Below are 24,905 nucleotides of genomic sequence, written 5' to 3'. Positions count from 1 at the left end.
GTTAAAAAATTTGTTATCTTTTCTTGAGTTAGAACCTAAAAAGAATGGATTAATTTTTTTTATTAAACCAATTATCAAACTAATAATTACTTCTATAATTATACCAATAATAGTCAAGATATCTAATATGCTAGTCGACAACAATAATAGTTTCAAAGTAGTTACGGAAAAATTTACCATTAGAAATATTATAGTTAATGTTATTCAACATCCTGTATTAAACTATATTATTCTGGTTATTCTGCTCGTTTTAGTGATATTTATTTCAATTTACAAAAATGAACAAATTGATGATCCTCACATGAAAGAATATTTAAAGAAGAGTCTAACTCGAGCTATCGAGATAAAAGAAGAAAATAATGCTGTTGGTTTACACTGTGAATCAACAGCAGAATCACTAGAAAAAACTGAATTGTGAAAATGATTGTAAATAGGTTAATTATTAAGAGTTATGGAATATTTTTCTTCCATAACTCTAGTTTTTAAGTTGATTTTGTATTTTATACTGAATTTAGTCTAAAAATGTGACTTCAAGAGGGGGAAAAGAGGGAAAAGAGGGAAAAATAGTTGCTGAATGATATCTTTAAAAAAAAATAATATATTTTAGTTTACATAATATATATTATACAAAGTTATATATGAAGAAACAAAGATTGTCTTTAAGTAACTTTATTACTTAAAATCATTAAAAACCTCCCTCCTGAACGTTAAAAATACGTAAAAACGTTATTTTTTGATAAATTTCACTTTTTTATAGTTTTTTATCTAAATTCATTTAAATCTAATTGCAATAAATCTTCGTCTAAATATTTTTCACCATCAAATAATGCTTTTGGTTCGGTTCCGTATTTTTTAAATCCTAATTTTTGGTAGAACTTTCTTGCTCGAACATTCGTTGAAATGACACTTAAATTTAAAACGGCTAAATTTTCTAATTGTTGAGCTTCTTTAATTAAATTTACCAATACATCCGTAGCAATTGTTGTGCCACGAAAATCAGGATTACAATACACAGCAACGATTAATCCTTTATGATTCGTTCGCGGATAGTTGTTTCTAATGAATGCTGCAACGGCAACAAGTCGCTCATTATCAAAGCCACCAATGGTAAATTGTGTGTCAGTGGCTTGTAGACGTTCAATAAAGATTTCTTTAGGAAAGTTCTTTTCACGCTGATAGTTTGAGGCAAAAGCTTCAGGTGTATCTTTAAGTGCTTGCAAACGCAGTTGAAGAAAAGCATCTAAATCTGTTAGTTGGAGTTTTCGAGTATAAATGGTAATCATTCCTTTAGTTTACATAATTAAAATATCGTATCCTTATTTGTGTTCCTCAGCTAATGCTAACATTCTGCTTAATGTATTATAATTACGACTGGTTGCGACAATTTTTCCTTTCTTTTCTAACAAATTATTGCTTAGTTTGCTACGAGTTGCATTTCCTGGAATGTACATATATGCTGTACGTTGTATAATAACCAGTATTTCATCGGTATCCGCGATTTTATCTTGGATAGATTGAATTCCTTCACTTAATGGTTCTCCACTTAGTAAGCTGAAAAAGATTCGTTTCTGGTTATAATCCGGTTCTTTAAACGGCGAATGAAGCAAGACTTCTTTGATTTCTTCAGGTGTGCGTACAATCACACTTAAATCTGGCCCGATATGCGTTAAAATTAGTTGATGGATATCTTTGGCGATTTGCTCCCGAGTTTGGTCTGATTTTAAGAGGATATTTCCTGTATGTAAATAAGTTTTTGCTCCAGGATATCCATTCTCTTGTAAAAGCTGTTGTAATTCACTCATTGGTACACGATTTTTACCTGAGGGCATGACAGCTCGTAAAAAAGCAAAATAAAGCATAGTCTCTCCTCTCCTTCTATATATTTTTCTCCATTTCGATAAATGGGAACTGTCCGCCATTCGTTTCTTGTAGGTAGTGTCTTGTTACTGTAAATCCTGCTTTTCGATAGACTTTTTGCGCACGGACATTAAATTCAGCAACACCTAAACGAATAATAGGTTGTGAATAATTTTCGTGAATATAGGTTAAAATATCTTGTAAAAATTGTGAACCGTGCCCGTTTCCTGTTAGTTCTGGTGCTAATCCTAAACCGAATAGCAGTACTTCTCCGTCTTCTTCCAAAACAAAATAACCAATGAGTTCGCCCTTTCTGACATATTGGAAATAATGATTTGCACGTAAAGTTGGTGATAGCATTTCCTCGTAGTCTTCAGGATCTTCCGTTAAGTTATAGAAACTATACTCCCCTTCGTATTTCCATTGATTCGCTATTATTTCGGCATTTTCTTGACTCAGCTGTTCAAACATACACACTCCCCCTTTTTCGTTTAATTATCTCAACAAATAATTCCAGCGTCAATCACAAAAAAACTGTTAGTAAAATTGCTACTAACAGTTTATTCAAGGGATATTTTTTCTGACAAGGTGCAAATTCGATGAATCACTTCCCAGTTCAATTCCACACCAATCCCCATTCCACTCGGCACAATAATCTCTCCTTGTGCAACAGTCACAGGTTGTGTGACGATGTCTTCATAGTAATACCGATCAGAGGCCGATATATCTCCAGGAAATTGAAAACTCTGTTGACTAGCAAACTGTAGGTTTAGAGCACGGCCAACACCTGATTCAAACATCCCTCCTAGCCAAACTGTCAGCTGGTGACTGTCGCAAAATTCAACAATGCGGAGCGCTTCGGTGATTCCGCCAACACGCGGTATTTTTAGATTGATACTTTGACAACTTTGTAAGGCATGCGCTGTTTGCACATCTTCTAAGCTACGGATATTTTCATCTAAGCAAATTGCTGTTTGCATTTGTTGCTGTAACTGTTGGTGTAAAACGAAATCACGTGGATGGAATGGTTGTTCAATCATCGATAAATTTAATGTATCTAAACGTTTTAGAGCATCCATGTGTTGCCTATCATAGGCAGAATTGGCGTCCGCCATTAATAAAATCGTTGGAAATGCTTCTCGGATGGCTTTTAATGGGACATAATCGTTCTCTGGTTTGATTTTCAACTTAATCCGAGTGTATCCTTGTTCAACATAAGCTTTGACAGCGTCTATTAATGCGTCAGTAGACTCATGCATGCCTACACTAACGCCAACAGGTATGCGGTCTCTAGTGGTAGGAAAATAATAGGACAATGGTTGCTTCTGCCTTTTAGCGTATAAATCCCAGATAGCTGTTTCGATTGCTGATTTTGCCATGTAATTGCCTTGAACCGTTTGAAATAATTGCCACACATCAGTTGGATATTGAAGCGTTTTTCCTTTTAACAAAGGCAATAAATAATTCTTGATGATATGGCGATCATTTACAATTGTTTCTTCGATATAATCTGGTACTTCAAAGGAAACTAATTCACCGATTCCTTGATTCCCTCGCTCGTCACAAACGAAATATAAATCAAATGCTTTTTCTTTTAACACACCATAACTCGTAACAAACGAACTTTTTAATGGCATATTTAGTTGGATGTGTTGAATTTCTACAATCTTCATAGTTGCTCCTTTAACCAATGCTCCACAAATTCTACAAATACTTGAGGTTGTTCCAAATGAATACAGTGACCAGCATCGCTAATTTGCGCTACTCGAATTTTCGGATTTTTCTCTTTCATTTGTTGGGAGATGTGTTGGAATTTCGTATCGAATGCCCCTGTCATAGCAAGAATCGGCTTGTCAGCAACTAACTTATCCCAATAACTTGCTTGTCTTCCCGTTCCCATCATGTACAGACTCATTGCCAATCCATAGCTTTGTTGGGATAATCGCTCACTCCGAACATTCGTTCTCTTTTCGTTTGAAAGGCATTTTTGAGAAGAAAATAAAGGCAATTCTTCCCAGTACGCAACAAAATCAGGTAAGTTAAGTAAAATACGTTGTGCGAGTGCATCATCTTGTTCGCAACGTTGCTGTCTTGCGTCTTTACCTGCTAAACCTGGCGAGGCACTTTCTAATAAGATGCCTTGAACATTAGAATCCTCTATCCCCCACGCTAAAGCAAGCCGTCCACCCATCGAATACCCCAATAAGAAATAAGTCGGGATATCAAGTGATGTCAGCAACTCTTTTAAATGACGAATCACTGTAGTCATTTCATAATTTTCTGGATGGACAAATACACTACTTTTACCATGACCAATCATATCAATCGCTAAATAGTTAAAATCGGTTGACCACGGCAAATTAGCGAATGTATTAGACGTACCTGTAAAACCGTGCAAGCAAACGATTGTTGCTTTTTCCCGATGATAAGGAGTTAACCATTGGTAATAATAAGTCACTTCGTCAACTGTTTTAAACATCTGTTTCACCACTAGCCAATTGATAGTTTTGATTTAGCTGTTTCCATAAATCGACAGGGTCTTGTTGTTTGCCAACAACTTCAATAATTTGAAAGACAGGTGTTTTTTGCGCTGCAGCAATTAATTCGCTAAATTCAACCAAAGAAGTTGGTTGATGATACGCTGCTCCATACAATGCCGCTACATGTTGGAAATCCATATCAAGTGGTGTCCCAAATAGTGGTTCAAAATCCGATGCTTCTAGTTGGTTTTGAGATAGAAAAGAAAAAATTCCGCCACCATTATTATTTAATAGCACAATAGTAACTGGTAACTGCAATTGTTTAATCATTTGCAGACCGTTCATATCATGGAAAAAAGCTAAATCACCGATGAGTAAAAACGTTGGTTTTTGACAACCAGCTGCAATACCTGCCGTTGTTGAAATTAATCCATCAATCCCATTAACTCCTCGATTACCATAGACAGTAGCCTTCGTAGCGCCTGACAAACGATCCACAAAACGAATGGCATTGCTATTGGCTACAAATAATGGATTATCAGCTAAAGTAGATAATAATGCACGTGTCGCTGATGATTCGGTTAACTGAGTCAACTGTTGTTCTGCTTGCAATAATTTTGTTGCCATTTTTTGACGTGCTTGCCAACTAGCCAACCAAGATGTTTCAATTGGCTGAATAGTTAGTTCTTCTATACTAGCAACAAATTCCGCCACCGTTAAATCCAGATAAACATTCGTTCGTTGTAATTGGTCACGTAAGCGATCATCAACTAAAATGGTGGTGATATCGTCTAAGGATTTAAGATACATCATCACTGATTTCGTGACAGGTAAACGACCAAATTGAAGAATCACTTCTGGTTGTTCAAGTACTGGCTGTCCAAAAATAAGGTCAGTTTGCTTTACGTAGTACGTAAACTCAGGGTCATTCGCAGCTAAATTGGTTAATGGATCTCCGATAATCGGCCAATTAAGTCGTTTTGCAAGCGCCACTAATTGTTCTGCTTCTTCTTGGCTGCGTTGTTCGCCAACGATTATGACGCCTTTTTTTTCGAACAAATGGGTGTATGACGTTAATGCTGCTCTACGCATCACAGGAGGCACGTCCATCACTGTCATTTCTGGTTTTTCCATCGTTAAATCTGGCAGCAAAGGTTCTCTTAAAGGTAAGTTCAAATGAACGGGTCCTTTAGGTGTTTCTTGTGAAAATAAGACATTCGATAATGCTTGCCAATGGCTATAACGCAACATGTCATCCGTTGCTTCAGGTACAGATAATTCTGTGAAGCGTTTGACATGATCGGCGTAAAGCAGTTGCTGGCTCATCGCCTGTGGTGCGCCGACATTTCGTAATTCTGGTGGTCGATCAGTGGTTAAAATGACCAAGGGTAAATTCGTGGACTCCGCTTCACAAACAGCCGGATAATAATTGGCTGCGGCGGTCCCAGAAGTACATAAAAGCGCAACTGGTTTATCCGTCGCTTTGATTAAACCTAAGGCAAAAAATCCGGCCGACCGTTCATCAACATCGATGTAGCAATCAATGGCCGTTTCTCGGTGGAGTAACAAGGCGACTGGTGTCGAGCGTGAACCTGGACTAATCACCACTTGCTCAATTCCCGCATGTTTCAATCCTTCAATAAAAGCTAGCAAATAACTAGTCATTGTTTTTTGATGATTCATTGCCTCTCACTCCTCGTAACATTGGTTGGAATTTGATTCGTGTTTCATTTTCTTCGTCTACTGCAACTGATTCGCCGACAATACCGCAACCGGCATATAAAATAGCTTCTTTTGAACTAAATACGCCGGAACGAATGCCAACTGCAAACTCACCAATGTCTTCTGTTAAACTTAACCAGCCAATCGGTGCGCCATATAGGCCACGACCACATTCATTTTCCGCTAACCATTGCAAAGCTGCCTCGCGCGGTTCGCCACCTAAAGCAGGTGTTGGATGTAACGATTGAATGACTGAAAGTAAAGAAATGTCTTTTTTTCGCTTGCCAAAAATAGGCAGATAAATATGTTGAATGTCTCTATTTTTCAATAGTCGACGCGTTCCCAAAGTCACCTCTTCAGTAAAAGGTGCTAACTCTTGCTCAATTCGATTCACAACCAGCCCATGCTCGTGTGAATTTTTGGCATCATCGAGTAACGATTGGCCCAATGCCTCGTCCTCTGAAACAGTTTGTCCTCGCGCAATGGATCCAGCAACACTTGCCGTCACAAAATAATCAGGCGTCGCTTCAATTAAACGTTCCGGTGTTGCGCCAATAAAGGTACGAGTAGGTCCTTCAAGCACAAATAAATAAGTATTAGGTTGTTGTTCCGATAAATTACATAAGATCGTCGAAGCAATAAATGCTTCTTCTGTCGTTAGTTTCATTTGCCGAGCAAGTACAACTTTTTTTAACTTTCCTTGTTGAATTTCGGCCACACTCTTTTCAACCAAGGTTCGCCAGTTAGCGACATCAATCTCAGTTTCTTCAATAACTGGGCAAACAATCGGTTGAACAGCAGCCGAAAGGATATTTGTGACGTCCTGTTGGATAGAACTGATTTGTTCTTGCTCTTTCTGCGGAACAGTAATCGTGACTACCATCTTGCTTGCTTGTTGACTAAATAACATTCTTGGTAATAGAAAATAACCTTGTTCCAATTCTTGCCAAAACGGTTCTTCATTTTGAGCGAATTGATCAAATGGAAAGCCTCCAAATAAAATTGGTTCTTGCTCGATTGTACTCGGAAGCAGTTTACAACGCGCCATAAAATGTTGTTGAAAGGATTGGATTTCTTCAAATGTTGCGCCTTGTATTTTTTCAACGATACCTAAGCCTAAAAAAGTTGTTTGTTTATCAGCAGATTGCCAAAAAAAGCGTTCACCTTGGTAAGAATTACTTTGACTAAAAACATCCACTAATGATACTGGATCGATTTCATAAGAATAGCTAACGTATGTCGTTAAGTTGGTACTCAATAAAATTCACTCTTTCTTCAGTTAAAAATTTGCGCTTTAAGGGTTTTCCACTCGCTGTTTTTGGAATAGTTTTGACCACAAAAAAAGCTTTCGGACGTTTGTATTTCGCTAATACTTGCAATGATTGTGTCACTTCTGACAATGTGAGCGATTGGTTGATTTTTAGGTAAGCGACTGGTACTTGTCCCCAAGTCACATCTTCTTGTCCGACCACAACAGCTTCTTGAATAGCTGGATGTTGGAGCAAGACTTTCTCTACTTCCGCCGGATAAATATTTTCTCCGCCAGAAATAATCAATTCACTCATCCGACTCAATACATACAAATAGCCGTCCTCATCTATTTTTCCTAAATCACCGGTGTGAAACCAGCCCTCATTGTCCCAAGCATTCTCTCCGCGATGATTCAAATAATTAGTGACAATACTCGGCCCTTTTAATAGAATTTCGCCTCTTTCAAGTTTTAACGAGACCTCTTTCAACGGAATACCAGTGGAGCCTAGTTTTTCTTGGGCTTTTTCTGGTGGCATCGCAATCACTTGTGAACAGGTTTCTGTCATGCCGAATGATTGAATCACTCGTAACCCTTTCGCCTCACATTGTTGCAAAATTGCTTCTGAAATCGGGCCGCCTCCAAGTAAGAAGTAACGAAAAGAAGCGGTAGCCTCGAGTAACGGCAAGCAATCCGTCAGCATTTTGCTGACAACAGAAGCAATGGTGCCTTGTCCTGATAAAATATCATGCACAAGTTGTTCTGGAACAAACTTTTCGTATAAATGCAGACTCATTCCTAAGCGCAACATCCGTAAGACAATTGACAGTCCACTAATATGATACAGAGCAGTTGGACATAACCAACAATCAGCTGATGTAATCTGCATGTTTTCTTGTGTGGCCTCTGCACTCGCTCGATGATTACCAAATGTCTGCGGGACGCCTTTAGGTTGTCCTGTCGTTCCTGAAGTATACATGATTGAAGCGATTTGATCCTCTTGATAGCCATCATCAACATAATCTGTAGGTGAAATTATCTGCAACTCACTTGTCAACGGAAAAGAAATAGTCGATACTTGTCCGACTTGTTTTTCACTAATAACAATGATTGTTTGAGCATCTGTTAGCTGAAAGAGGAGCTCTTCGGTTGTCAAACGCGTATTTAAAAATTGGATTTCGATACCTAACTCCCATAAAGCTAAAATAGAGAACAACATCCTATCTGTATTTTCACTAAAAAGAGCGACGCGTTGAATCGATTTAGGAAGTTTTTGTTGATAGTATGCTGCGTACGCTTGAACGTGCTGGTTCAAAGCGGAAAAAGACCAGCTTTTATCTTTCCAATAAAATGCTGGTCTTTCCGGTTGCAATTTCGCTTGATATTGCAACCAACTATTTGGCCACATTATGGGAACTTAGGAAATTGGTCAAAATCAGGGTCTCGTTTTTCTTTAAATGCGTCGCGCCCTTCTTTCGCTTCATCCATCGTATAGTATAACAAGGTAGCATCGCCGGCTAATTGTTGAATACCTGCTAATCCATCTGTATCAGCGTTCAATGAGGCTTTAATCATGCGCAATGCCAAAGGACTTTTCTTCAACATCGTTTCTGCCCATTCCATTGTTACATCTTCAACTTCTTCTAACGGTACAATTGTATTAATCCAATTCATCGCTAATGCTTCTTCAGCTGTGTATTGTTTGGTCATAAACCAGACTTCTTTGGCTTTTTTATGACCTACGACACGTGCTAAATAACCTGAACCGTAGCCGCCATCAAAGCTACCAACGTTTGGACCTGTTTGGCCAAATTTAGCGTTGTCTGCAGCAATTGTAATGTCACAAACTAATTGCAAGACATTCCCGCCGCCAATTGACCAACCTTTAACCATGGCAATAACTGGTTTAGGAATCACGCGAATCAAACGTTGTAAGTCCAATACATTCAAACGAGGAACATCGTCTTCGCCAACATAGCCACCATGTCCACGGACTTTTTGGTCGCCGCCTGAACAAAAGGCTAAGTCTCCAGCCCCTGTTAAAATAATAACACCGATATCTTGTTTATCTCGGCTAATATTAAATGCATCAATCATTTCAGAGACTGTTTTTGGGGTAAATGCGTTATGTCTCTCTGGACGATTAATTGTTATTTTAGCTACTTTTCCATGTTGCTCAAAAAGTATTTCTTCATAAGTTTTAATTGTTTGCCATTCTCTCATAGAATTGCCTCCTTTGTGTAATCACCTATCTATTATACAAAAAGAAGTAGAAAATAGGTAATGTTTGATTTATAAAATGAAGAAGAATTCGCGTTTTTTTATTGTATCCGCTATACTAATAATCAAAGGAAGTGACATGACGATGAATTTATTAACCTATTTAGGAATTCAGACGCAAGAAATAACACCAGAAAAAGTTTCTTTAACGTTGACTATTTCTGATACTCATCACCAACCTTTTGGCTATTTGCATGGAGGAATTAGTGGTGTTTTAATCGAAACAGCTTGTAGCATCGGTGCCAACCACCATGTAGATGATCAGTCATTTGCAGTTGGTGTGGATTTACACGTTAGTCATTTATCCGCGATTCAATATGGGGAATTACTTGTCGAAGCGACTCCTGAAAAAATCGGTGGACGAATGCACTTTTGGCAAGCAGTTATTTGGTGTGGTAAACAAAAAATCGCTACCGGTACATGCACGTTAATGATTAATAAAAAAACGCTCCGAAATAGCTAAGATTTCGGAGCGTTTTTAATTTTTTATAAACGTTGGAATGTGCCAAAGTGTGTCCCTTCTAAACAAATCGGTTGGCAATTAGGGATGTTTAACGTGAGTGTTTCTTCAGAATCTAAATTCATCAGATACATCATCATCGTACGAATGGATCCTTGATGGGCAAAAACGAGCAAATCTTGTTTTGGTTGTTCGTTAAAAAAAGCACTGGTCCGCTCAAGAACCTCTTGATAATTTTCTCCACCAGGTGCCTTTGCCGTGAAGCTATGGGCGAAATCTTTCGGAAGCGCAGCACAAATGTCGCCAATATCTGCCAAAGAATGTCCTTCTAACTCACCTAATGAGCGTTCAATTAAACGTGCATCAAGTGTGAGTTCCGCATGATTTGTTGCTAGTTTGGCAGTTTCCACGGCACGTGACAAAGGAGAAGAATAAATGGCTTCTATTTGCTTGATGTCTTGGACGTTCCGTAACAAGCGTGCTTGTTGCCGCCCTTTTTCTGTTAAAGGTGTATCAAAAGCACCAGTAAACAATCGCTTTTCAGGATTTTCACGGTTAAACTTATTATAGACAGACTCCCCATGTCTTACTAATACAATTTTCAATTTCTGCCTCCTCAATAATCAGCATACACAAAAACTCGCGAGTCACCCGCGAGTTTTTCTTGTTAAATAGCTGTAATAGCGAACCCAATTGCTTTTTCGCCTAAATGTGTGCCAATAACTGGTCCAAAATGACCGATTTCAATGGGAACATCTGGGTATTTTTCTTGTAATTTTTGTTTTTCTTCAAGTGCAACTTCTAAATTATTTGCATGAATGATATACATTTTTACTGGACGATTGTATTCTTGTTTACGTTGGCCAATAATTTCTTCTGCACGGTTGAAAGCTTTTTTACTAGAGCGTATCTTTTCAAAGAGAACAATTTTTCCATCTTCAAAGGTTAACACTGGTTTAATCTTCAATAAACCAGCAACTAAAGCGGCCCCATTTGTTAATCGTCCACCACGTACTAAGTTGTTCAAATCATCGACAATCATATACGCATTCGTATGATCACGAATCATATCAAGATGTGCCAAGATATCTTCTAAAGATTTTCCTTGATCAGCTAAATTCAACGCTGCTTCAACCATGTATCCCATTGGCATACTAGTAATTTTGGAATCATAAGGAATAATTGTCACTCCGTCAATCGCATCTGCAATTGTATGGAGATTACGAACAAATCCAGAAATTCCTAACGACAAATGGATACTAATGATTGTGTCATATCCTTGTGCTGCTAAAGATTGATACAACTCTAACGCCTCTCCCAAAGCTGGTTGAGAAGTTGTGGGGAATTCTTTACTGTTTTTCAGTAAATCATAATATTCATCGGCTTCAATATCAATACCTTCATTAAAAATCTTCCCGTCTAGAATTACTGGAATAGGAATAATCGATAAGTCAGGATGCTTGCGAGTACCTTCTGATAAAAATGCGGTACTATCTGTAACAATTGCTAATTTCATTTTCTATCCTCGTTTCAAACAATTTTCAAACGTTAGTACTAATATAGCATAAAATCAGCAACTTTTGAAAGTCCTGTACCTCTATTTTGCAAGAAAGTCTTTAATCGCTTGTCGGTTCATTTGATCATCGGCAATTAAAACGCTTCCGGCTTCATAGGTCTCGCCATAGTACCACGAATCATCTACCGGTACACTCAAACGGTCAACCCCGCCAGCACCTTTAGCTATTGATAACGTATTTTTTATTAGAAAGCCTGGTGATAAATCGGTTGAAGCATACCCCATCACTTTCCCAGTCGCATAAGGTAATTTTAATAAGGTCAACGGATTTTTCATTTGATGAAAAATAGCGTTCATTACTTGTTGCTGACGACGAATGCGTCCAAAATCACCCTCCTCATCCATTCGGAAGCGGGCATATTGTAATAATGTTAATCCATCCATTGATTGGGGTCCTTTTTTAATCGGAACTTCTAAGTTTTTGCTCATATCTTTTTCCGCATCAATTTTAACACCATTTGAAAATAGTGTATCAATGACTTTTTCAAATGTTTTGAAATCGACTGTTGTGTAGTATTGTGTATCAATACCAAAATTTTGTGACAATGTTGTTCGAACTAATTCAGCACCGCCATACGCATAAGCGGCATTTAATTTATTTTCGCCAACACCAGGAATTGTCACATAAGTGTCACGCATAAAGGAAATTAGTTTGGGCTTTTTCGATGGACCATCTAGTTGTAAGATCATAATCGTATCAGCACGTGCTGATTCACCATCACGACTATCATTTCCAATTAACAAAATATTGTGGCTTCCATCTGCACTAGCAAAACCATTAAATTCTTCTGTTTCAGCCTTGGTAGAACTATCCCATTTTGCCACTTGTTGTCCTGCAAAGAAAGAGATGCCTGAATACGCCAATAATAAAATAAGTAATTTCACTAAACAGCGCAAAAAACGATGCTTACGTCGCTTTTTCTTTGGTTTCTTTAACGGTGGCTCTTCATAGTAATTTTCAGGTTCATTTGATTGAAAGGGCCGTGAAAATCTGATTTTTTTCTTTGATTTTTTGGGAGGCTCATAATCACCTAGTATCGGCGCTTCGACAGGCTCTTCTTCTCGATATTTGTCTTCCCAATTCTCGGTGGGGTGTGCTTTTCGTGTTTTCCTCGCTAGTAATGATTGCTTCGATTCTTCATGTATATGTTTATATCGATCCATACGACTCATAACAATTGTTCCTCCAAATTATCTTTCTTATTATAGGATACATGACCTAGTAGAGAAAGCAAATAAAAATTGGAAATTTAATATTTTTGTAGAAAACTTAAAAATAGCCCTCCCTAATCATCAGGGAGAGCTATTTTTAGTGAATCGTGATCGGATAGGCACCGATTTGACGGACAGTGCCATTGAGTAGACTTATTTCTTCAATAGCATTTTGAATCAATATTTGGTTATCAGTAAGTGTCACATCAATGATAAAGAAGTACTCTCCCAAACTGGTTTTTAATGGCCGAGATTCAATTTTACTCAAATCAATATTGCGCCATGCAAAAGCGGCTAGTACTTTATACAAAGCCCCCGGTGTATTCGTTGGCAAAGTCACGAACAATGTTACTTTTTGCGGTGGCTCTAATGAAAGCGGCTCACTCTGCGTTTTACCAATTAGCCAAAAACGAGTTTGATTTAATTGATTGTCTTGAATATCAGGTGCAATGATTTGTAAGCCGTACTCTTTTGCAGCGGCTTGGGATGCAATAGCTGCCACATTTCCCGAATGATTTGCGACGTATTCTGCTGCAAAGGTAGTCGACGCAACTGCTTCTAATGGGACATTTGGATAATTTGTTTCTAAGAAATGCTGTGATTGCGCCAATGCTTGTGGATGAGAAAGAATTTTTTCTGGCAGAGCATCTTCTTTCATTAAAAATTGCTGGCGAATCGGTAAGATGATTTCTTGATAGACTTGTAAATCAGTTTGATTAAACAGACGATCAATACTAGCGTGTACCGAACCTTCCAATGAATTTTCAATCGGAACCACCACGTAATCAATTTGATTATTCTCTAATGCTTGTAAACTTAATGGAATACTTGCAAAAGCGACTAATTGCTCTTCTTCTACAATACTATTTGCTGCTTGAAAGGTAAAAGAATTTTTGGGTCCTAGATAACCAACTTTCATTTACTCACCTACTTGGTTTAAAATTTCTTGTACAATTTCTTCTGGGCTTTTCCCTGTGGTATCAATAATATGGGAAGCACTCTCTTCATATAAAGGAACTCTTGGTAAATAGACTTCTTTTACTTCATCCGCTGTTTTGGAATCAGCTAGCGGACGGACGTTATATTCATCTTGTTTCACGCGACGTATGAGTTCCTCTAAGTCCGCTTTTAAATATACGACATAAGGTTGTTCTTGTAACAGTTGGCGATTTTCTTCTTTAAGAATAATGCCACCGCCAGTGGAAATAATTCCTTGCCAGTCATGACTTTCTTGTAGTACTTGTGTTTCAACATTGCGAAAAGCTTCACTGCCATATTTATCAAAATAGTCTGCAATAGACATTCCAATTTTTTCAACAATCACTTGATCTAAATCATATTGTTGCCAATTCAATTTAGTTGCCAATAACTGACCAATCGTTGTTTTCCCTGCCCCCATAAAGCCAATTAGGACAATGTTTTTCATAAGGTTGCCCCATTTACTAAGGTTTCCACATCTTCAAAGAACGTTGGATAGGAAATGGCGATGGCTTCTGGATTTTCTAATTCGACTGCTTCATCGGTTAATAATGCAGCAATTTGCAACATCATGCCGATACGATGATCCCCACGACTTGAAACAGAACCACCATGTAGTTTTGTCGGTCCATTAATAATTAATCCATCTTCAGTCGGTGTGATATCTGCGCCTAATTTTTGTAATTCTTCCGCTGTGGCATCGATACGATTAGTTTCTTTGACTTTTAATTCTTCGGCATCTTTAATAATTGTCGTGCCATGGGCTTGTGTTGCCAATAAGGCAATGATTGGCAATTCATCGATTAAATACGGAATGATTTCACCTTCAATGACACAAGAAGTCAATGCGGATGTTTGCACGGTTAAGGTTGCTGATTGGTTTGCCTCGTCAATCTCCGTTTGCTCAATCGTTGCACCCATTTGTTCCAACACCGTTAAAATTCCTGTTCTTGTCGGGTTAATTCCGACATTTTTTAACGTGATGTGACTATTAGGAAGAATCGCTCCAGCAACTAAGAAAAAGGCAGCAGAAGAAATATCACCTGGTACCACTACTTCTTGTCCTGTTAATTCTTGTGGTCCATGAATGGTGATTTCCTTGCCAGTGACGGTGATTTCACCGCCAAATTGGCGAATCATATCTTCAGTATGGTTTCTTGATAATTCTTTTTCGATAATGGTTGAGGTACCTTTTGTTTGTAATGCTGCAAAAATCAAAGCTGATTTAACTTGGGCACTAGCTACTGGCATCTGGTAATGAATGGGCGTTAAAGTTTGTCCGCCTTTGATTTTAATTGGTGGAAATTCAGTATCATTGGCGCCAATTAATTGTGCATTCATTTCTCGTAATGGCATCATTACACGATTCATAGGACGTTTATTTAACGAAGCATCACCGAATAACTCCGTATCAAAAGCTGCACCTGACAAAATGCCCATGATTAAACGAATTGTCGTTCCTGAATTCCCAATATCAAGTGCTTGCGCAGGTGCTTGTAAACCATCAAATCCAACACCTTCAATGGTAATGACTTCCCCATCATCTTGAATCGGTACGCCTAATGCTTTAAACGCATGCAACGTACTTAAACAATCTTCCCCTCGTAGAAAATTACGAACGTGTGTCGTTCCTTTCGCAATAGCACCGAACATAATACTTCGATGAGAAATAGACTTATCTGCTGGAACATGGATTGTTCCTTGCAACGAATTTCCTTGAATTAATTTCATTGTGTCCTCCTATTTTAGTCGACATGGATAATTCGTTCTTTTTTCGATCCATGATTGACCTTCTTGTAAATCTTGTTGTGTTTTAAACGTAATTTGCAATACACCGACAATATCTTCACGCGTTTCTAAGATCTTCACATTAATGACAGAAATGGCAGCCTCTGCTAAAATACTCATAATTTCAGCAATCGCTCCTGGTTTGTCAGGTACATCAACGAATAAATCATAGAACGCTGGGATTGCTCCATTGCTGTGAATAGGTAATTTATCGCGCGTATCCTTAGCATTTTCAAAAAATTGAAAAATTCGTTCGCGATTGCTTTCTGATAACCATTCAGAAACTTCTGACATTTGTTGTTGCCATGTTGCAATCAACGCAATTAACGATTCCCGATTGCTTAATAAAATATCTGTCCACATTTGTGGGTCTGATGAAGCAATCCGCGTGATGTCTCGGAAGCCCCCAGCTGCAAGTTGCTTGGCTCGCGGATGGATTTGATTGAAAACATCTGCTTGGTTCACCAGACCAGAAGCGATAATATGTGGAAAATGGCTCAGCATCCCAGTGATTTGATCATGTTCTACTGAAGACAACAGCACATATTTTGAACGTGTCCCCTTGAAAAGAGTCTGCAATTCAGTCACACGCTTGGCAACTACCTCATCCTCTGGAATAGTAAAAATAAAATACGCATTTTCAAACAGATCACCGTTAGCTGCCAATACACCTGATTTATGCGAGCCAGCCATCGGATGACCACCAATAAAATCAAAAGGCAAGGTTTCTGCAAGAGCCATAATTTCCTGTTTCGTACTTCCTGCATCAGTCACCAACACCCCTTGTTTTAAAGGTAAATCAGCTAATTGGCGCAGATAGTTTAGCGATGTTTTAATCGGTACAGCAAGCAAAATCACATCTGCTTGCTGTGCGCCATTTTCAAAGCTTTCAGGAATCTCATCGACAATGTGTTTTTCCTGGGCAATTTTTCGTGTTTCTTCAGAAAAATCCCAGCCGGTCAGATGGATAGCTGGATGTTCTTTTTTGATTGCAATAGCTAAGGATGCACCAATTAATCCTAAGCCGATGATATATACGTTTTGTTTCATAGCTACCTCCATCTGAACGATTTACTAGTAATTTTTTAAGTATTCACGGTATTCTTTGACTGCATGGACCAATTCATCGAATGAATCACTAGAGAATTTCTCTAAAATTTCATTTGCGACAACGGTTGCGACAACACTTTCTGCGACCACGCTCGCTGCTGGTACAGCTGTACTATCTGAACGTTCAACACTTGCTTTATATGGTTGTTTTGTATCCATATCTACACTTTGTAATGGTTTGTATAAGGTTGGGATTGGCTTCATTACGCCACGAACGACAATCGGCTCGCCGTTGGTCATGCCACCTTCAAATCCACCTAAATTATTACTACGACGTGTGTAGCCTTCTTCTTCACTCCATAGAATTTCATCCATAACTTTTGAACCAGGTAAGACACCCATTTCAAAACCAGCACCGAATTCAACACCTTTAAATGCGTTAATGCTTACGACTGCTTGGGCAATTTTTGCATCTAATTTTTTATCCCATTGGACGTAGCTACCTAAACCTGCAGGGACGCCACCGACAAGAACTTCGACTACACCACCAATTGTGTCGCCATTACGTTTTGTTTGGTCAATCAATTGACGAATTTCTGCTTCCACTTTTGGATCGACAACGCGTACATCTGATGCATTAGAAATCTCACGAACTTCACTAACTGTAATCCCTTCAGGAATCGTTGCTTTAATGCCACCTAGTATGGTCACATGTCCTGCGACTTCAATATTTAATTCAGAAAGAAGTTTTTTCGCTACGGCACCGATTGCTACACGCATCGTGGTTTCACGAGCAGAGGAACGTTCTAAAACATTTCGTAAATCGGCATGGCGATACTTCATACCGCCAACTAAATCTGCATGTCCTGGACGAGGACGTGCCACTCGACGTAGTTTCTTTTGTTTTTCTTCCACGTCTTCAATGCTCATCACTTTAGTCCAGTTTTTCCAGTCTTTATTTTCAACGACTAATGTAACTGGCGAGCCCAATGTTCTCCCGTGACGGATACCAGATGTGATACGGACTTGGTCAGTTTCAATAATCATGCGTCCACCACGACCATAGCCTGTTTGACGACGCTTTAATTCATAGTTAATATCTTCTGCTGTTAAAGGCATCCCCGCAGGTAACCCTTCAATAATTGTTGTTAGTTCTGGTCCATGTGATTCTCCAGCTGTAATATAGCGCATAAGTAATTCCTCCTATTGAATATAATCCTTAATGGTTTCAATTGGTATCGACACGATTTTCGCTTGTCCAATTGCCGTTAGTAAAATAATTTTTAATTGTGTTCCACGTGCTTTTTTATCATGGGTGATTGCTTGATAAATAGCTTCTTTATTTAATTCTTTTTGTGTAGTAGGTAGATGGAATTTTTCCAACATCGTCATTAATTGCTCGGTCGTACCTGCAGGCGTTTGCCCTAATTGCTCTGCATGACGAGAAATCATCACCATTCCAACGGCTACACCTTCGCCATGACTAACCACACCGTAACCAGCGGTGTTTTCAATCGCATGGCCGATGGTATGACCAAAATTTAATGTTAAACGACTGCCGTTATCAAATTCATCTTCTTCAACAACTTTTCGTTTCACTTTTAACGAAGGAAGAATCACTTCTTCGGCACGATCCCGTAATTCAAACTCATCCTTCAGTGTTCCTAATAACGTCCATAGTTGTGGATCTGCAATCGCAGCTGATTTAATAATTTCTGCAATTCCTTCACGTAATCGACGATCATCTAACGTATACAATACTTCCGGATCAATCAGCACACCATCTGGTTGAGAAAAGGTGCCGACTAAGTTTTTGGCATTTTTAGTATTGACGGCAGTTTTGCCGCCAATACTAGAATCAACTTGTGCCAAAAGTGTTGTTGGAATTTGTAGGAAATGAAGACCTCGCATATAAGTCGATGCAACAAAACCAGCTAAATCACCAATCACGCCGCCACCCAAAGCGATTAATCCATCGCTACGAGTGAAGCCATGCTCTGCTAATTGATCATAAAGATAAGTTGCTTGTTCAAGTGACTTGCTTGCTTCTCCAGCTGGGACGACAAATGTATTTACTTGAAAGCCAGCTGATTTCAGAGAAGTTGTTACTTGTTCTGCATATAATTTAGCGACATTACTATCTGTGATAATAGCCACACGTTGCGGTTGCCAAATGGACGCGACCCATTCACCACATTTATTTAATAAATGGCGTTCTATTTGAATATCATAGTGATGATTGGTTAAATTCACGGTCAACATATCCGAACACTCCCTTTGCTTATTTTTCTAGATTACGAATTTCTTGCATAGCATTGTAGATAACATCTACTTCGCGCATCATTTTTAAGTAATTTTTTTCGTTTAATGATTGAGGACCATCTGACCAAGCGTTTGCTGGGTCTGGATGAATTTCAACAATCATACCATCTGCTCCAGCTGCAACGCCCGCACGAGCCATTGGAGGAACTAAATCCCAAACGCCAGTTCCATGACTTGGATCCACAATTACTGGGAAGTGGCTTAATTTTTTCATAATTGGGACAGCACTTAAATCAAATGTATTACGTGTCGCTGTTTCGTACGTACGAATACCACGTTCAATAAAAATAACTGGGCTTTTTTCTGAAATGGCAATGTATTCAGCGGCATTTAACCACTCATCAATTGTACCAGAAATACCACGTTTTAAGCCAATCGGTTTGCCAGTTTGACCAACAGCAGCTAATAATTTAAAGTTTTGCATGTTACGTGCACCAATTTGGATGATGTCACTGTATTTCGCAACAACATCAATGTGAGCTTCATCCATTACTTCTGTAATAACTTTCATATCGTATTCATCTGCTGCTTGACGAATGTATTTTAAGCCTTCTTCTTCTAAGCCTTGGAAAGCGTATGGTGAGGTACGGGGTTTGTATGCTCCACCACGTAAAATTTTCGCGCCACCAGCTTTTGCCATTCGAGCTGTTTCACGAATTTGGTCCAAGCCTTCGATTGAACAAGGACCAGCCATGGTTACAAAACTACCATCACCAATTTTGACACCATCAACATCCACGACAGTATCTTGTGGGTGGAATTCACGAGAAGTTAATTTGTAGGTATTGCTGATACGAACCGTTTTGTCCACACCTTCGTAACTGCGGAAAGCAACGTCTTGAATCGAACGAGTGTCTCCAATTAAACCTAAAACAACTTGTTCACTTCCTTGATTAATTTGGACATCTAAGCCACTATCTTTAATCCGATTAATCACTACATCCACTTGTTCTTGAGTAGCACCTGGTTTCATAATTACGATCATTTTCTATTCCTTCTTTCAACGGTAGTTTAGTTTAACTTTTTTCAATTATAGATTTTACTTTGTCTACGGGCATTTGTTGACCTGTCCATAACTCAAATGCCGCAGCGCCTTGATACAATAGCATGCCTAAGCCATTAATTGTTTGTGCGCCTTTGTGTTTTGCTTGTTGCAATAAAAGTGTTTCCCTCGGCTCATAAATGGCATCGTACACAGTTAAGTTTTCGTGTAAATAAACTGCATCAATGGGAGATTCTTTTGCTTTCATACCAACACTTGTTGCGTTGGCTAACAAATCCGAGTTGGCAATTGCTTGCGCTAATTTTTCTTGCTCATCTAATTCAGATAAGGTAATAACGCAAGCCGTTTGTGACATAATTTCTTGTATTTTTTGTGCCATACGATTATATCGAGGACCTGGACGGCTAAAAATATGAATAGTTTCCATGCCATCTAGTGCTGCTTGACAAATCATTGCTGTTGCCGCACCGCCTGCCCCGATTAAGGTCATCGTTGCGCCAGTTATTTGAACATTTGCCGCTCTTAAACTATCGCAAAAACCGATTCCGTCAGTGTTGTGCCCAATTAAGCGATTATTTTGATAAACAATTGTATTAATCGCACCAATTAATGCCGCAGCTTCGGACAATTCATCCATGTAATCAATCGCCAATATTTTATTGGGCATCGATACATTTGCGCCAAGCATTCGAAAAGTTCGAATCGATTGAATCGCTTGACTGAATGCTTCTGCAGGAATATCGAACGCTAGATAAACTGCGTCAATTCCTAATTCTTGAAAGGCAAAATTATGCATTTTAGGGGAAATGCTGTGTTCAGCTGGACTTGCTAAAAATCCAACTAGGCGGGTATGCCCACTAATTGACGTCTTTTCCATTGGATTCCTCCTTTTTTAGTGATAAAAAAAGATGCTCACTATAGTTTGAAAACACTACAGTGAACATCTCAATACTTTAAAAAGTATAAAAATATATCTTAAGCCACCATAGATATTCTCTGATCTACGTGGCCTCTAAAATCAATACGAATTGCTTTAGCCATCATAGATACAAACAGGTCTGTTTGCATCCATGGAGTTCATGAATACAAACCTATCTAAAATAGCTAAAGTAGTAATTATTCAGTTGTGGTTGATGTGTGTTCTTCATAAAGAATCGCTCCAAACTGATGTAAGATGAATTTAGTATATGTTTTCTATGAGAATATGTCAACAAAAAAATTAATTTTTTTTATTATTCTGATAATTCTACTGATTTTACTTGCAACTACCGCCAAGATTCCAACAGTTGTACTAAAAAAATTGACGGTAATTTTACAATAAAAAAATCAAATCATTTCTTCAAAAAATTGTAATAAATCAGGCATTGTGAGTTGAGCTTTTTCTTTCGCATTTAAATCTTGCACGATTTGCCCTTTTTGCAACACAATCATTCGATTTCCGTAATTTAACGCATCTTCCATCCGATGGGTAATCATCAAACAAGTCAGATTTTTTTCTGCTACACGACTGGCAGTAATTTCCATTAATTGTTTCGATGTTTTCGGGTCTAAGGCTGCAGTATGCTCATCTAATAAAAGTAATTCTGGTGTTTGAATTGTTGCCATCAGCAGACTCAATGCTTGTCGTTGGCCCCCAGATAAGTCGCCGGCAGGTGTATCTAAATGATTTTCTAAACCATTACCGACTTCTGCACAAAGCTGATAAAACAACTCACGATTTTGTTGCAGTTTTCGTAATTTAAAGCCTCGCTTTTGTCCACGACCTTGTGCCAATAATAAGTTCTCAGCAACGGTCATCCGTGGTGCTGTTCCCATTTTAGGATCTTGAAACACACGAGATATATCTTGCGCGCGTTTTTCTTCGGAATAATTGGTGACCTCTTTGTCATGAATGAAGATTTTACCACTAGTCAACGGCATTGTACCGGAAATCGTATTGAAGAGTGTGCTTTTCCCTGCACCATTGCCTCCAAGCACTGTAACAAACTCGCCTTGTTCGATGGAAAGATTAATGCCATTTAATAAGATTTTTTTCTCACTCGGACCATTGCTAATGACTTTGGTCGCTTGTTTCATTTCAAGAATTGCCATTATTCTCCCTCTCTTTCAAATCCAGTTTTTAAGTGTAATGCTTGTTTGACTTGTGGTATCAATAGACACATTGTCAAGACGATTGCGGAGAAGATTTTTAAATAGGTTGTATCAAATCCTAAACGGATCACTAATAAGATTAGCAATTGATAAATAATACTTCCAACGACAATCGCAATTAATCGTTCAAAAAACGTTAATTCTCCATATAATACTTCGCCAATAATGATTGAAGCTAAACCGATAACAATGACCCCAGTACCTTTACTAACATCCGCATAGCCATCATTTTGCGCAATCAGTGCGCCCGATAAGGCAATCACTCCATTGGATAAAACAAGCCCCACAATTTTCATTCGATCCGTTCGAATTCCCATCGAACGAGCCATGTGTTCATTGTCCCCTGTAGCGATATATGCTTGCCCAAAATTCGTATTGAAAAAGAAGAGCAAGACGCTAATCAATAAAACGATGACGATTAATCCAACGAGAACTGTATCATAATGATTAGGTAATTGTAACTTTGTAAAAAAGTCCAAAATACGTGGTTGATTCAATAAAGAGAGATTCGGTGATTGCATCACAAACAGCATCACGGAATTCAATGCAGACATAACCAGAATACCTGATAAAATAACAGGAATTTTCCCTTTTGTATAAAGTAATCCCGTCACAAGTCCCGCACACATTCCGGCTAAAACACCTAATAATGTTGCCAATACTGGTGAAACACCTTGCACAATCGCTGCCACACAGACTGCGCCTCCTAGAGGAAAGGAACCTTCCGTTGTCATATCTGGAAAATTCAAAATACGATATGTCATAAAAATGCCTAGTCCTAAGACAGCCCATAAAAGTCCTTGTCCGATTGATGAGATAATCATTCTGCGTCGCCTCCAACAATTTTCGCTTGTTTCAACATTTCTTCAGGAATATCAATTCCTAAAAAGTCTGCTTGTTTTTTATTTAAAATAATTTCGCCTTCTTTGAACGTGTAAATTGGGGTAGCCGCAGGATTGGCACCATTTAAAATATCAGCCACCATTTTGCCAGTTTCTTTCCCAATCGTATATTGATCAATCCCAATCGTTCCAAGACCGCCTTGTTCAACCATCGTATCAACAGAAGTAATGATTGGCACTTTCTTTTTATTTGCTTCCCCGACTACAGTTGGCATAGCATTTGCGATCGTGTTGTCTAAAGGAATATAAATAAAGTCCACTAAATCACTCATCACTTGCACGGTTTGGGTAATTTCATTTGTCGAAGGGATTGGATAAGTTTTCACTTCTAATCCAAGTTTTTCTGCTGCTTTTGTTGCTTCTTCTACTTGGTATTTTGAATTATCTTCAGTTGAAGAATATAAAATGCCGACAGTTTTCGCATCAGGTAATAATTCTGTTCCTAACTTAATTTGTTCATCCGCAGGTGCTTTGTCAGAAACACCGGTAATATTCCCACCTGGTTCGTTGACGTCTGCAACTAAATTTGCCCCCACTGGATCGGTCACTGCACCAAGTACAATTGGAAGTTCTTTTGTAGTGTTCGCTAACGCTTGAGCAGCCGGTGTAGCAATCCCAACCAAAATATCAGAATCTTTATTGACAAGTTGTTCACTCATGGTCGCTAACTTGCTTTGATCGGCTTGTCCATTTTGAAATTCAATTTTCAAATTTTTGCCTTCCTCATAGCCAGCTTCTTTTAAAGCATCTTCAATTCCTTCACGAATCGCATCTAAGGCTGGATGACTCACAAATTGTAAAATTCCAACCGTTTTAACCTCTTCAACTACTTTCTTGTCTGATTGTGTTTGATTGCTGGATTTTCCAGCTTGATAAGCGAATACACCAATTAACACGATAAAAATAAGTGCCACAGTTGCCATTAATCCTTTGTTTTTCATCTTATTCTCCCCTTTTTCTTTTCAATTATCATTACTGGAACATTCGCTTTCTGTACAAAAAAACAATTGCGTATGACGGCAATTGTTTCCAACAAAAAACCGCACAGATGTAACCATCTATGCGGTAATATGAGTTATTTTCCGACATAGATACATACTTTAGAATGTTCTCTAAAAAGTTGTATCTATGGATTGAGGTCCACCAATACAACTATCTACGCCAGTTTTGCCATGATTGTACAAATGTATATGCGTTAAATAGTTTCATGATTTTCCCTCCTTCTTAATATTGCATTTAGAATACCGTACTCTCGGTCATCCGTCAACTATAAAATGAAATTTTCTGACTATTTCATTCTTCTTCTGAATCAGAGCCGCCGATATTCCACATTGGCAACCGATTTAATTCTGGAATAAAATTAATGTCTGCATCTTCTAATGAATCAAACACAAACCGATTTTTTTCTACACCCTTTTCAAAAAAAACAAATGTTACTTCATCTGGATTGAGTTTATACGTATTGCCAATCTCAGTAGCATCATAAACAATTGGGTAATAATAAAATTTGCGATTTAACTCTTGGGATTTCTCTTCCAGTTGGGCCATTATTTCGTGATAAGCTTTTCCTTGAGGACGGGTAAACATTACAGAAATCGCTTGTTTATCTTCAATTGTCTTATCTTCTTTACCATATGTAATCGGAATAATTTTATCCACTGGTAAATGGTCAACTACAAGCGTCGAAATTTGGGTTTGACGAATACGAGCATTCGCTGCAATCATCGCAATCGTTAAAAGACTGACCGTCACTAGTCCGCCAATGGCATATAAAATGGCTTTCTTGGGATTTCGATAGACAGCATCTTCAAAATTATACCACGCATCTTGAAGAGAGCTTCCAATTTTTTGACTTGTTGTTTTCATCCATTCCAA

Annotated in this window: 26 protein-coding genes; 2 read left to right on the top strand and 24 right to left on the bottom strand. The window is 38.4% G+C overall.

Going from position 1 to position 24,905, the window contains the following annotated elements; genetic code table 11:
- The coding region (locus BAU17_RS14255; RefSeq protein WP_237579127.1) for a hypothetical protein at positions 1-418 on the top strand (418 nt) is incomplete at its 5' end.
- 343 nt (positions 419-761) lie between these two features.
- Here the strand turns inward: BAU17_RS14255 and BAU17_RS13315 are convergent.
- From BAU17_RS13315 to menB, 9 genes are all read right to left on the bottom strand, one after another.
- Entirely contained in the window at positions 762-1,283 is a 522-nt protein-coding gene (locus tag BAU17_RS13315; RefSeq protein WP_161903315.1) for a GNAT family N-acetyltransferase, read from the bottom strand.
- A 33-nt stretch (positions 1,284-1,316) separates the two neighbouring features.
- Positions 1,317-1,859 (bottom strand): DUF1697 domain-containing protein, encoded by a 543-nt coding sequence (locus BAU17_RS13310; RefSeq protein WP_161903314.1) that lies wholly within the window; start codon positions 1,857-1,859, stop codon positions 1,317-1,319.
- 16 nt (positions 1,860-1,875) lie between these two features.
- The gene (locus BAU17_RS13305) at positions 1,876-2,328 is read right to left on the bottom strand and encodes a GNAT family N-acetyltransferase (RefSeq protein WP_161903313.1); all 453 of its coding nucleotides are present in this window, start codon (positions 2,326-2,328) and stop codon (positions 1,876-1,878) included.
- A gap of 89 nt (positions 2,329-2,417) precedes the next feature.
- Positions 2,418-3,530 carry an o-succinylbenzoate synthase gene (gene menC, locus BAU17_RS13300; protein ID WP_161903312.1) on the bottom strand — a complete coding sequence of 371 codons (1,113 nt, stop codon included), beginning with the start codon at positions 3,528-3,530 and terminating at the stop codon, positions 2,418-2,420.
- Complete coding sequence (gene menH, locus BAU17_RS13295) at positions 3,527-4,336, bottom strand: 2-succinyl-6-hydroxy-2,4-cyclohexadiene-1-carboxylate synthase (protein ID WP_161903311.1); 810 nt, start codon at positions 4,334-4,336, stop codon at positions 3,527-3,529. The genes menC and menH overlap by 4 nt, the downstream gene beginning before the upstream one ends.
- Positions 4,329-6,020: a 2-succinyl-5-enolpyruvyl-6-hydroxy-3-cyclohexene-1-carboxylic-acid synthase gene (menD, locus tag BAU17_RS13290; RefSeq protein ID WP_161903310.1), complete on the bottom strand. Its 1,692-nt coding sequence runs from the start codon at positions 6,018-6,020 to the stop codon at positions 4,329-4,331. The genes menH and menD overlap by 8 nt, the downstream gene beginning before the upstream one ends.
- Positions 5,995-7,317, bottom strand: coding sequence for an isochorismate synthase (locus BAU17_RS13285; RefSeq protein ID WP_237579126.1), 1,323 nt, complete (start codon positions 7,315-7,317; stop codon positions 5,995-5,997). The genes menD and BAU17_RS13285 overlap by 26 nt, the downstream gene beginning before the upstream one ends.
- Entirely contained in the window at positions 7,289-8,716 is a 1,428-nt protein-coding gene (gene menE / locus BAU17_RS13280; protein WP_161903309.1) for an o-succinylbenzoate--CoA ligase, read from the bottom strand. Before menE ends, BAU17_RS13285 begins: the two co-directional genes overlap by 29 nt.
- Positions 8,716-9,531, bottom strand: coding sequence for a 1,4-dihydroxy-2-naphthoyl-CoA synthase (gene menB, locus BAU17_RS13275; RefSeq protein ID WP_161903308.1), 816 nt, complete (start codon positions 9,529-9,531; stop codon positions 8,716-8,718). Before menB ends, menE begins: the two co-directional genes overlap by 1 nt.
- A 142-nt stretch (positions 9,532-9,673) precedes the next feature.
- Between menB and BAU17_RS13270 the strand changes: the two genes are divergently transcribed.
- Positions 9,674-10,051 (top strand): PaaI family thioesterase, encoded by a 378-nt coding sequence (locus BAU17_RS13270; RefSeq protein WP_161903321.1) that lies wholly within the window; start codon positions 9,674-9,676, stop codon positions 10,049-10,051.
- A 23-nt stretch (positions 10,052-10,074) separates the two neighbouring features.
- On the opposite strand, the gene BAU17_RS13265 is transcribed toward BAU17_RS13270, so the two are convergent.
- The 15 genes from BAU17_RS13265 to BAU17_RS13195 all read right to left on the bottom strand — a co-directional run bounded on the left by BAU17_RS13265 (position 10,075) and on the right by BAU17_RS13195 (position 24,905).
- Positions 10,075-10,653, bottom strand: a complete 579-nt coding sequence (locus tag BAU17_RS13265; protein WP_161903307.1) for a histidine phosphatase family protein — start codon at positions 10,651-10,653, stop codon at positions 10,075-10,077.
- Between the two features lie 62 nt (positions 10,654-10,715).
- Positions 10,716-11,564 (bottom strand): DegV family protein, encoded by an 849-nt coding sequence (locus BAU17_RS13260; protein ID WP_161903306.1) that lies wholly within the window; start codon positions 11,562-11,564, stop codon positions 10,716-10,718.
- Positions 11,565-11,645: 81 nt separating this feature from the next.
- Positions 11,646-12,797 carry an LCP family protein gene (locus BAU17_RS13255; RefSeq protein ID WP_161903305.1) on the bottom strand — a complete coding sequence of 384 codons (1,152 nt, stop codon included), beginning with the start codon at positions 12,795-12,797 and terminating at the stop codon, positions 11,646-11,648.
- A 136-nt stretch (positions 12,798-12,933) separates the two neighbouring features.
- Positions 12,934-13,755, bottom strand: a complete 822-nt coding sequence (gene pheA, locus BAU17_RS13250) for a prephenate dehydratase (protein ID WP_161903304.1) — start codon at positions 13,753-13,755, stop codon at positions 12,934-12,936.
- On the bottom strand, positions 13,756-14,262 hold the full coding sequence (locus BAU17_RS13245) for a shikimate kinase (protein ID WP_161903303.1): 507 nt from the start codon (positions 14,260-14,262) through the stop codon (positions 13,756-13,758).
- Positions 14,259-15,545 carry a 3-phosphoshikimate 1-carboxyvinyltransferase gene (aroA, locus tag BAU17_RS13240; RefSeq protein WP_161903302.1) on the bottom strand — a complete coding sequence of 429 codons (1,287 nt, stop codon included), beginning with the start codon at positions 15,543-15,545 and terminating at the stop codon, positions 14,259-14,261. Before aroA ends, BAU17_RS13245 begins: the two co-directional genes overlap by 4 nt.
- A gap of 9 nt (positions 15,546-15,554) precedes the next feature.
- Positions 15,555-16,652 (bottom strand): prephenate dehydrogenase, encoded by a 1,098-nt coding sequence (locus BAU17_RS13235; protein WP_161903301.1) that lies wholly within the window; start codon positions 16,650-16,652, stop codon positions 15,555-15,557.
- A gap of 24 nt (positions 16,653-16,676) precedes the next feature.
- The gene (gene aroC / locus BAU17_RS13230; protein WP_161903300.1) at positions 16,677-17,843 is read right to left on the bottom strand and encodes a chorismate synthase; all 1,167 of its coding nucleotides are present in this window, start codon (positions 17,841-17,843) and stop codon (positions 16,677-16,679) included.
- 12 nt (positions 17,844-17,855) lie between these two features.
- Positions 17,856-18,914 (bottom strand): 3-dehydroquinate synthase, encoded by a 1,059-nt coding sequence (gene aroB / locus BAU17_RS13225; protein ID WP_161903299.1) that lies wholly within the window; start codon positions 18,912-18,914, stop codon positions 17,856-17,858.
- Between the two features lie 19 nt (positions 18,915-18,933).
- Positions 18,934-19,959, bottom strand: a complete 1,026-nt coding sequence (gene aroF / locus BAU17_RS13220) for a 3-deoxy-7-phosphoheptulonate synthase (protein ID WP_161903298.1) — start codon at positions 19,957-19,959, stop codon at positions 18,934-18,936.
- Positions 19,960-19,990: 31 nt separating this feature from the next.
- Entirely contained in the window at positions 19,991-20,854 is an 864-nt protein-coding gene (gene aroE, locus BAU17_RS13215; RefSeq protein WP_161903297.1) for a shikimate dehydrogenase, read from the bottom strand.
- 449 nt (positions 20,855-21,303) lie between these two features.
- Complete coding sequence (locus BAU17_RS13210) at positions 21,304-22,068, bottom strand: ABC transporter ATP-binding protein (protein WP_161903296.1); 765 nt, start codon at positions 22,066-22,068, stop codon at positions 21,304-21,306.
- The gene (locus tag BAU17_RS13205; RefSeq protein ID WP_161903295.1) at positions 22,068-22,952 is read right to left on the bottom strand and encodes an ABC transporter permease; all 885 of its coding nucleotides are present in this window, start codon (positions 22,950-22,952) and stop codon (positions 22,068-22,070) included. Before BAU17_RS13205 ends, BAU17_RS13210 begins: the two co-directional genes overlap by 1 nt.
- A complete protein-coding gene (gene trpX, locus BAU17_RS13200) occupies positions 22,949-23,971 on the bottom strand; it encodes a tryptophan ABC transporter substrate-binding protein (protein ID WP_161903294.1) in 1,023 nt (340 codons plus the stop codon). Before trpX ends, BAU17_RS13205 begins: the two co-directional genes overlap by 4 nt.
- Positions 23,972-24,323: 352 nt before the next feature.
- The gene (locus tag BAU17_RS13195; RefSeq protein ID WP_161903293.1) at positions 24,324-24,905 is read right to left on the bottom strand and encodes a hypothetical protein; all 582 of its coding nucleotides are present in this window, start codon (positions 24,903-24,905) and stop codon (positions 24,324-24,326) included.

It is taken from the genome of Candidatus Enterococcus willemsii (assembly GCF_009933335.1).
GTDB classification, from domain to species: Bacteria; Bacillota; Bacilli; order Lactobacillales; family Enterococcaceae; genus Enterococcus_F; species Enterococcus_F willemsii.
Note: the sequence above shows the minus strand (reverse complement) of the source record. Positions and strands in the feature narration are given on the sequence as shown.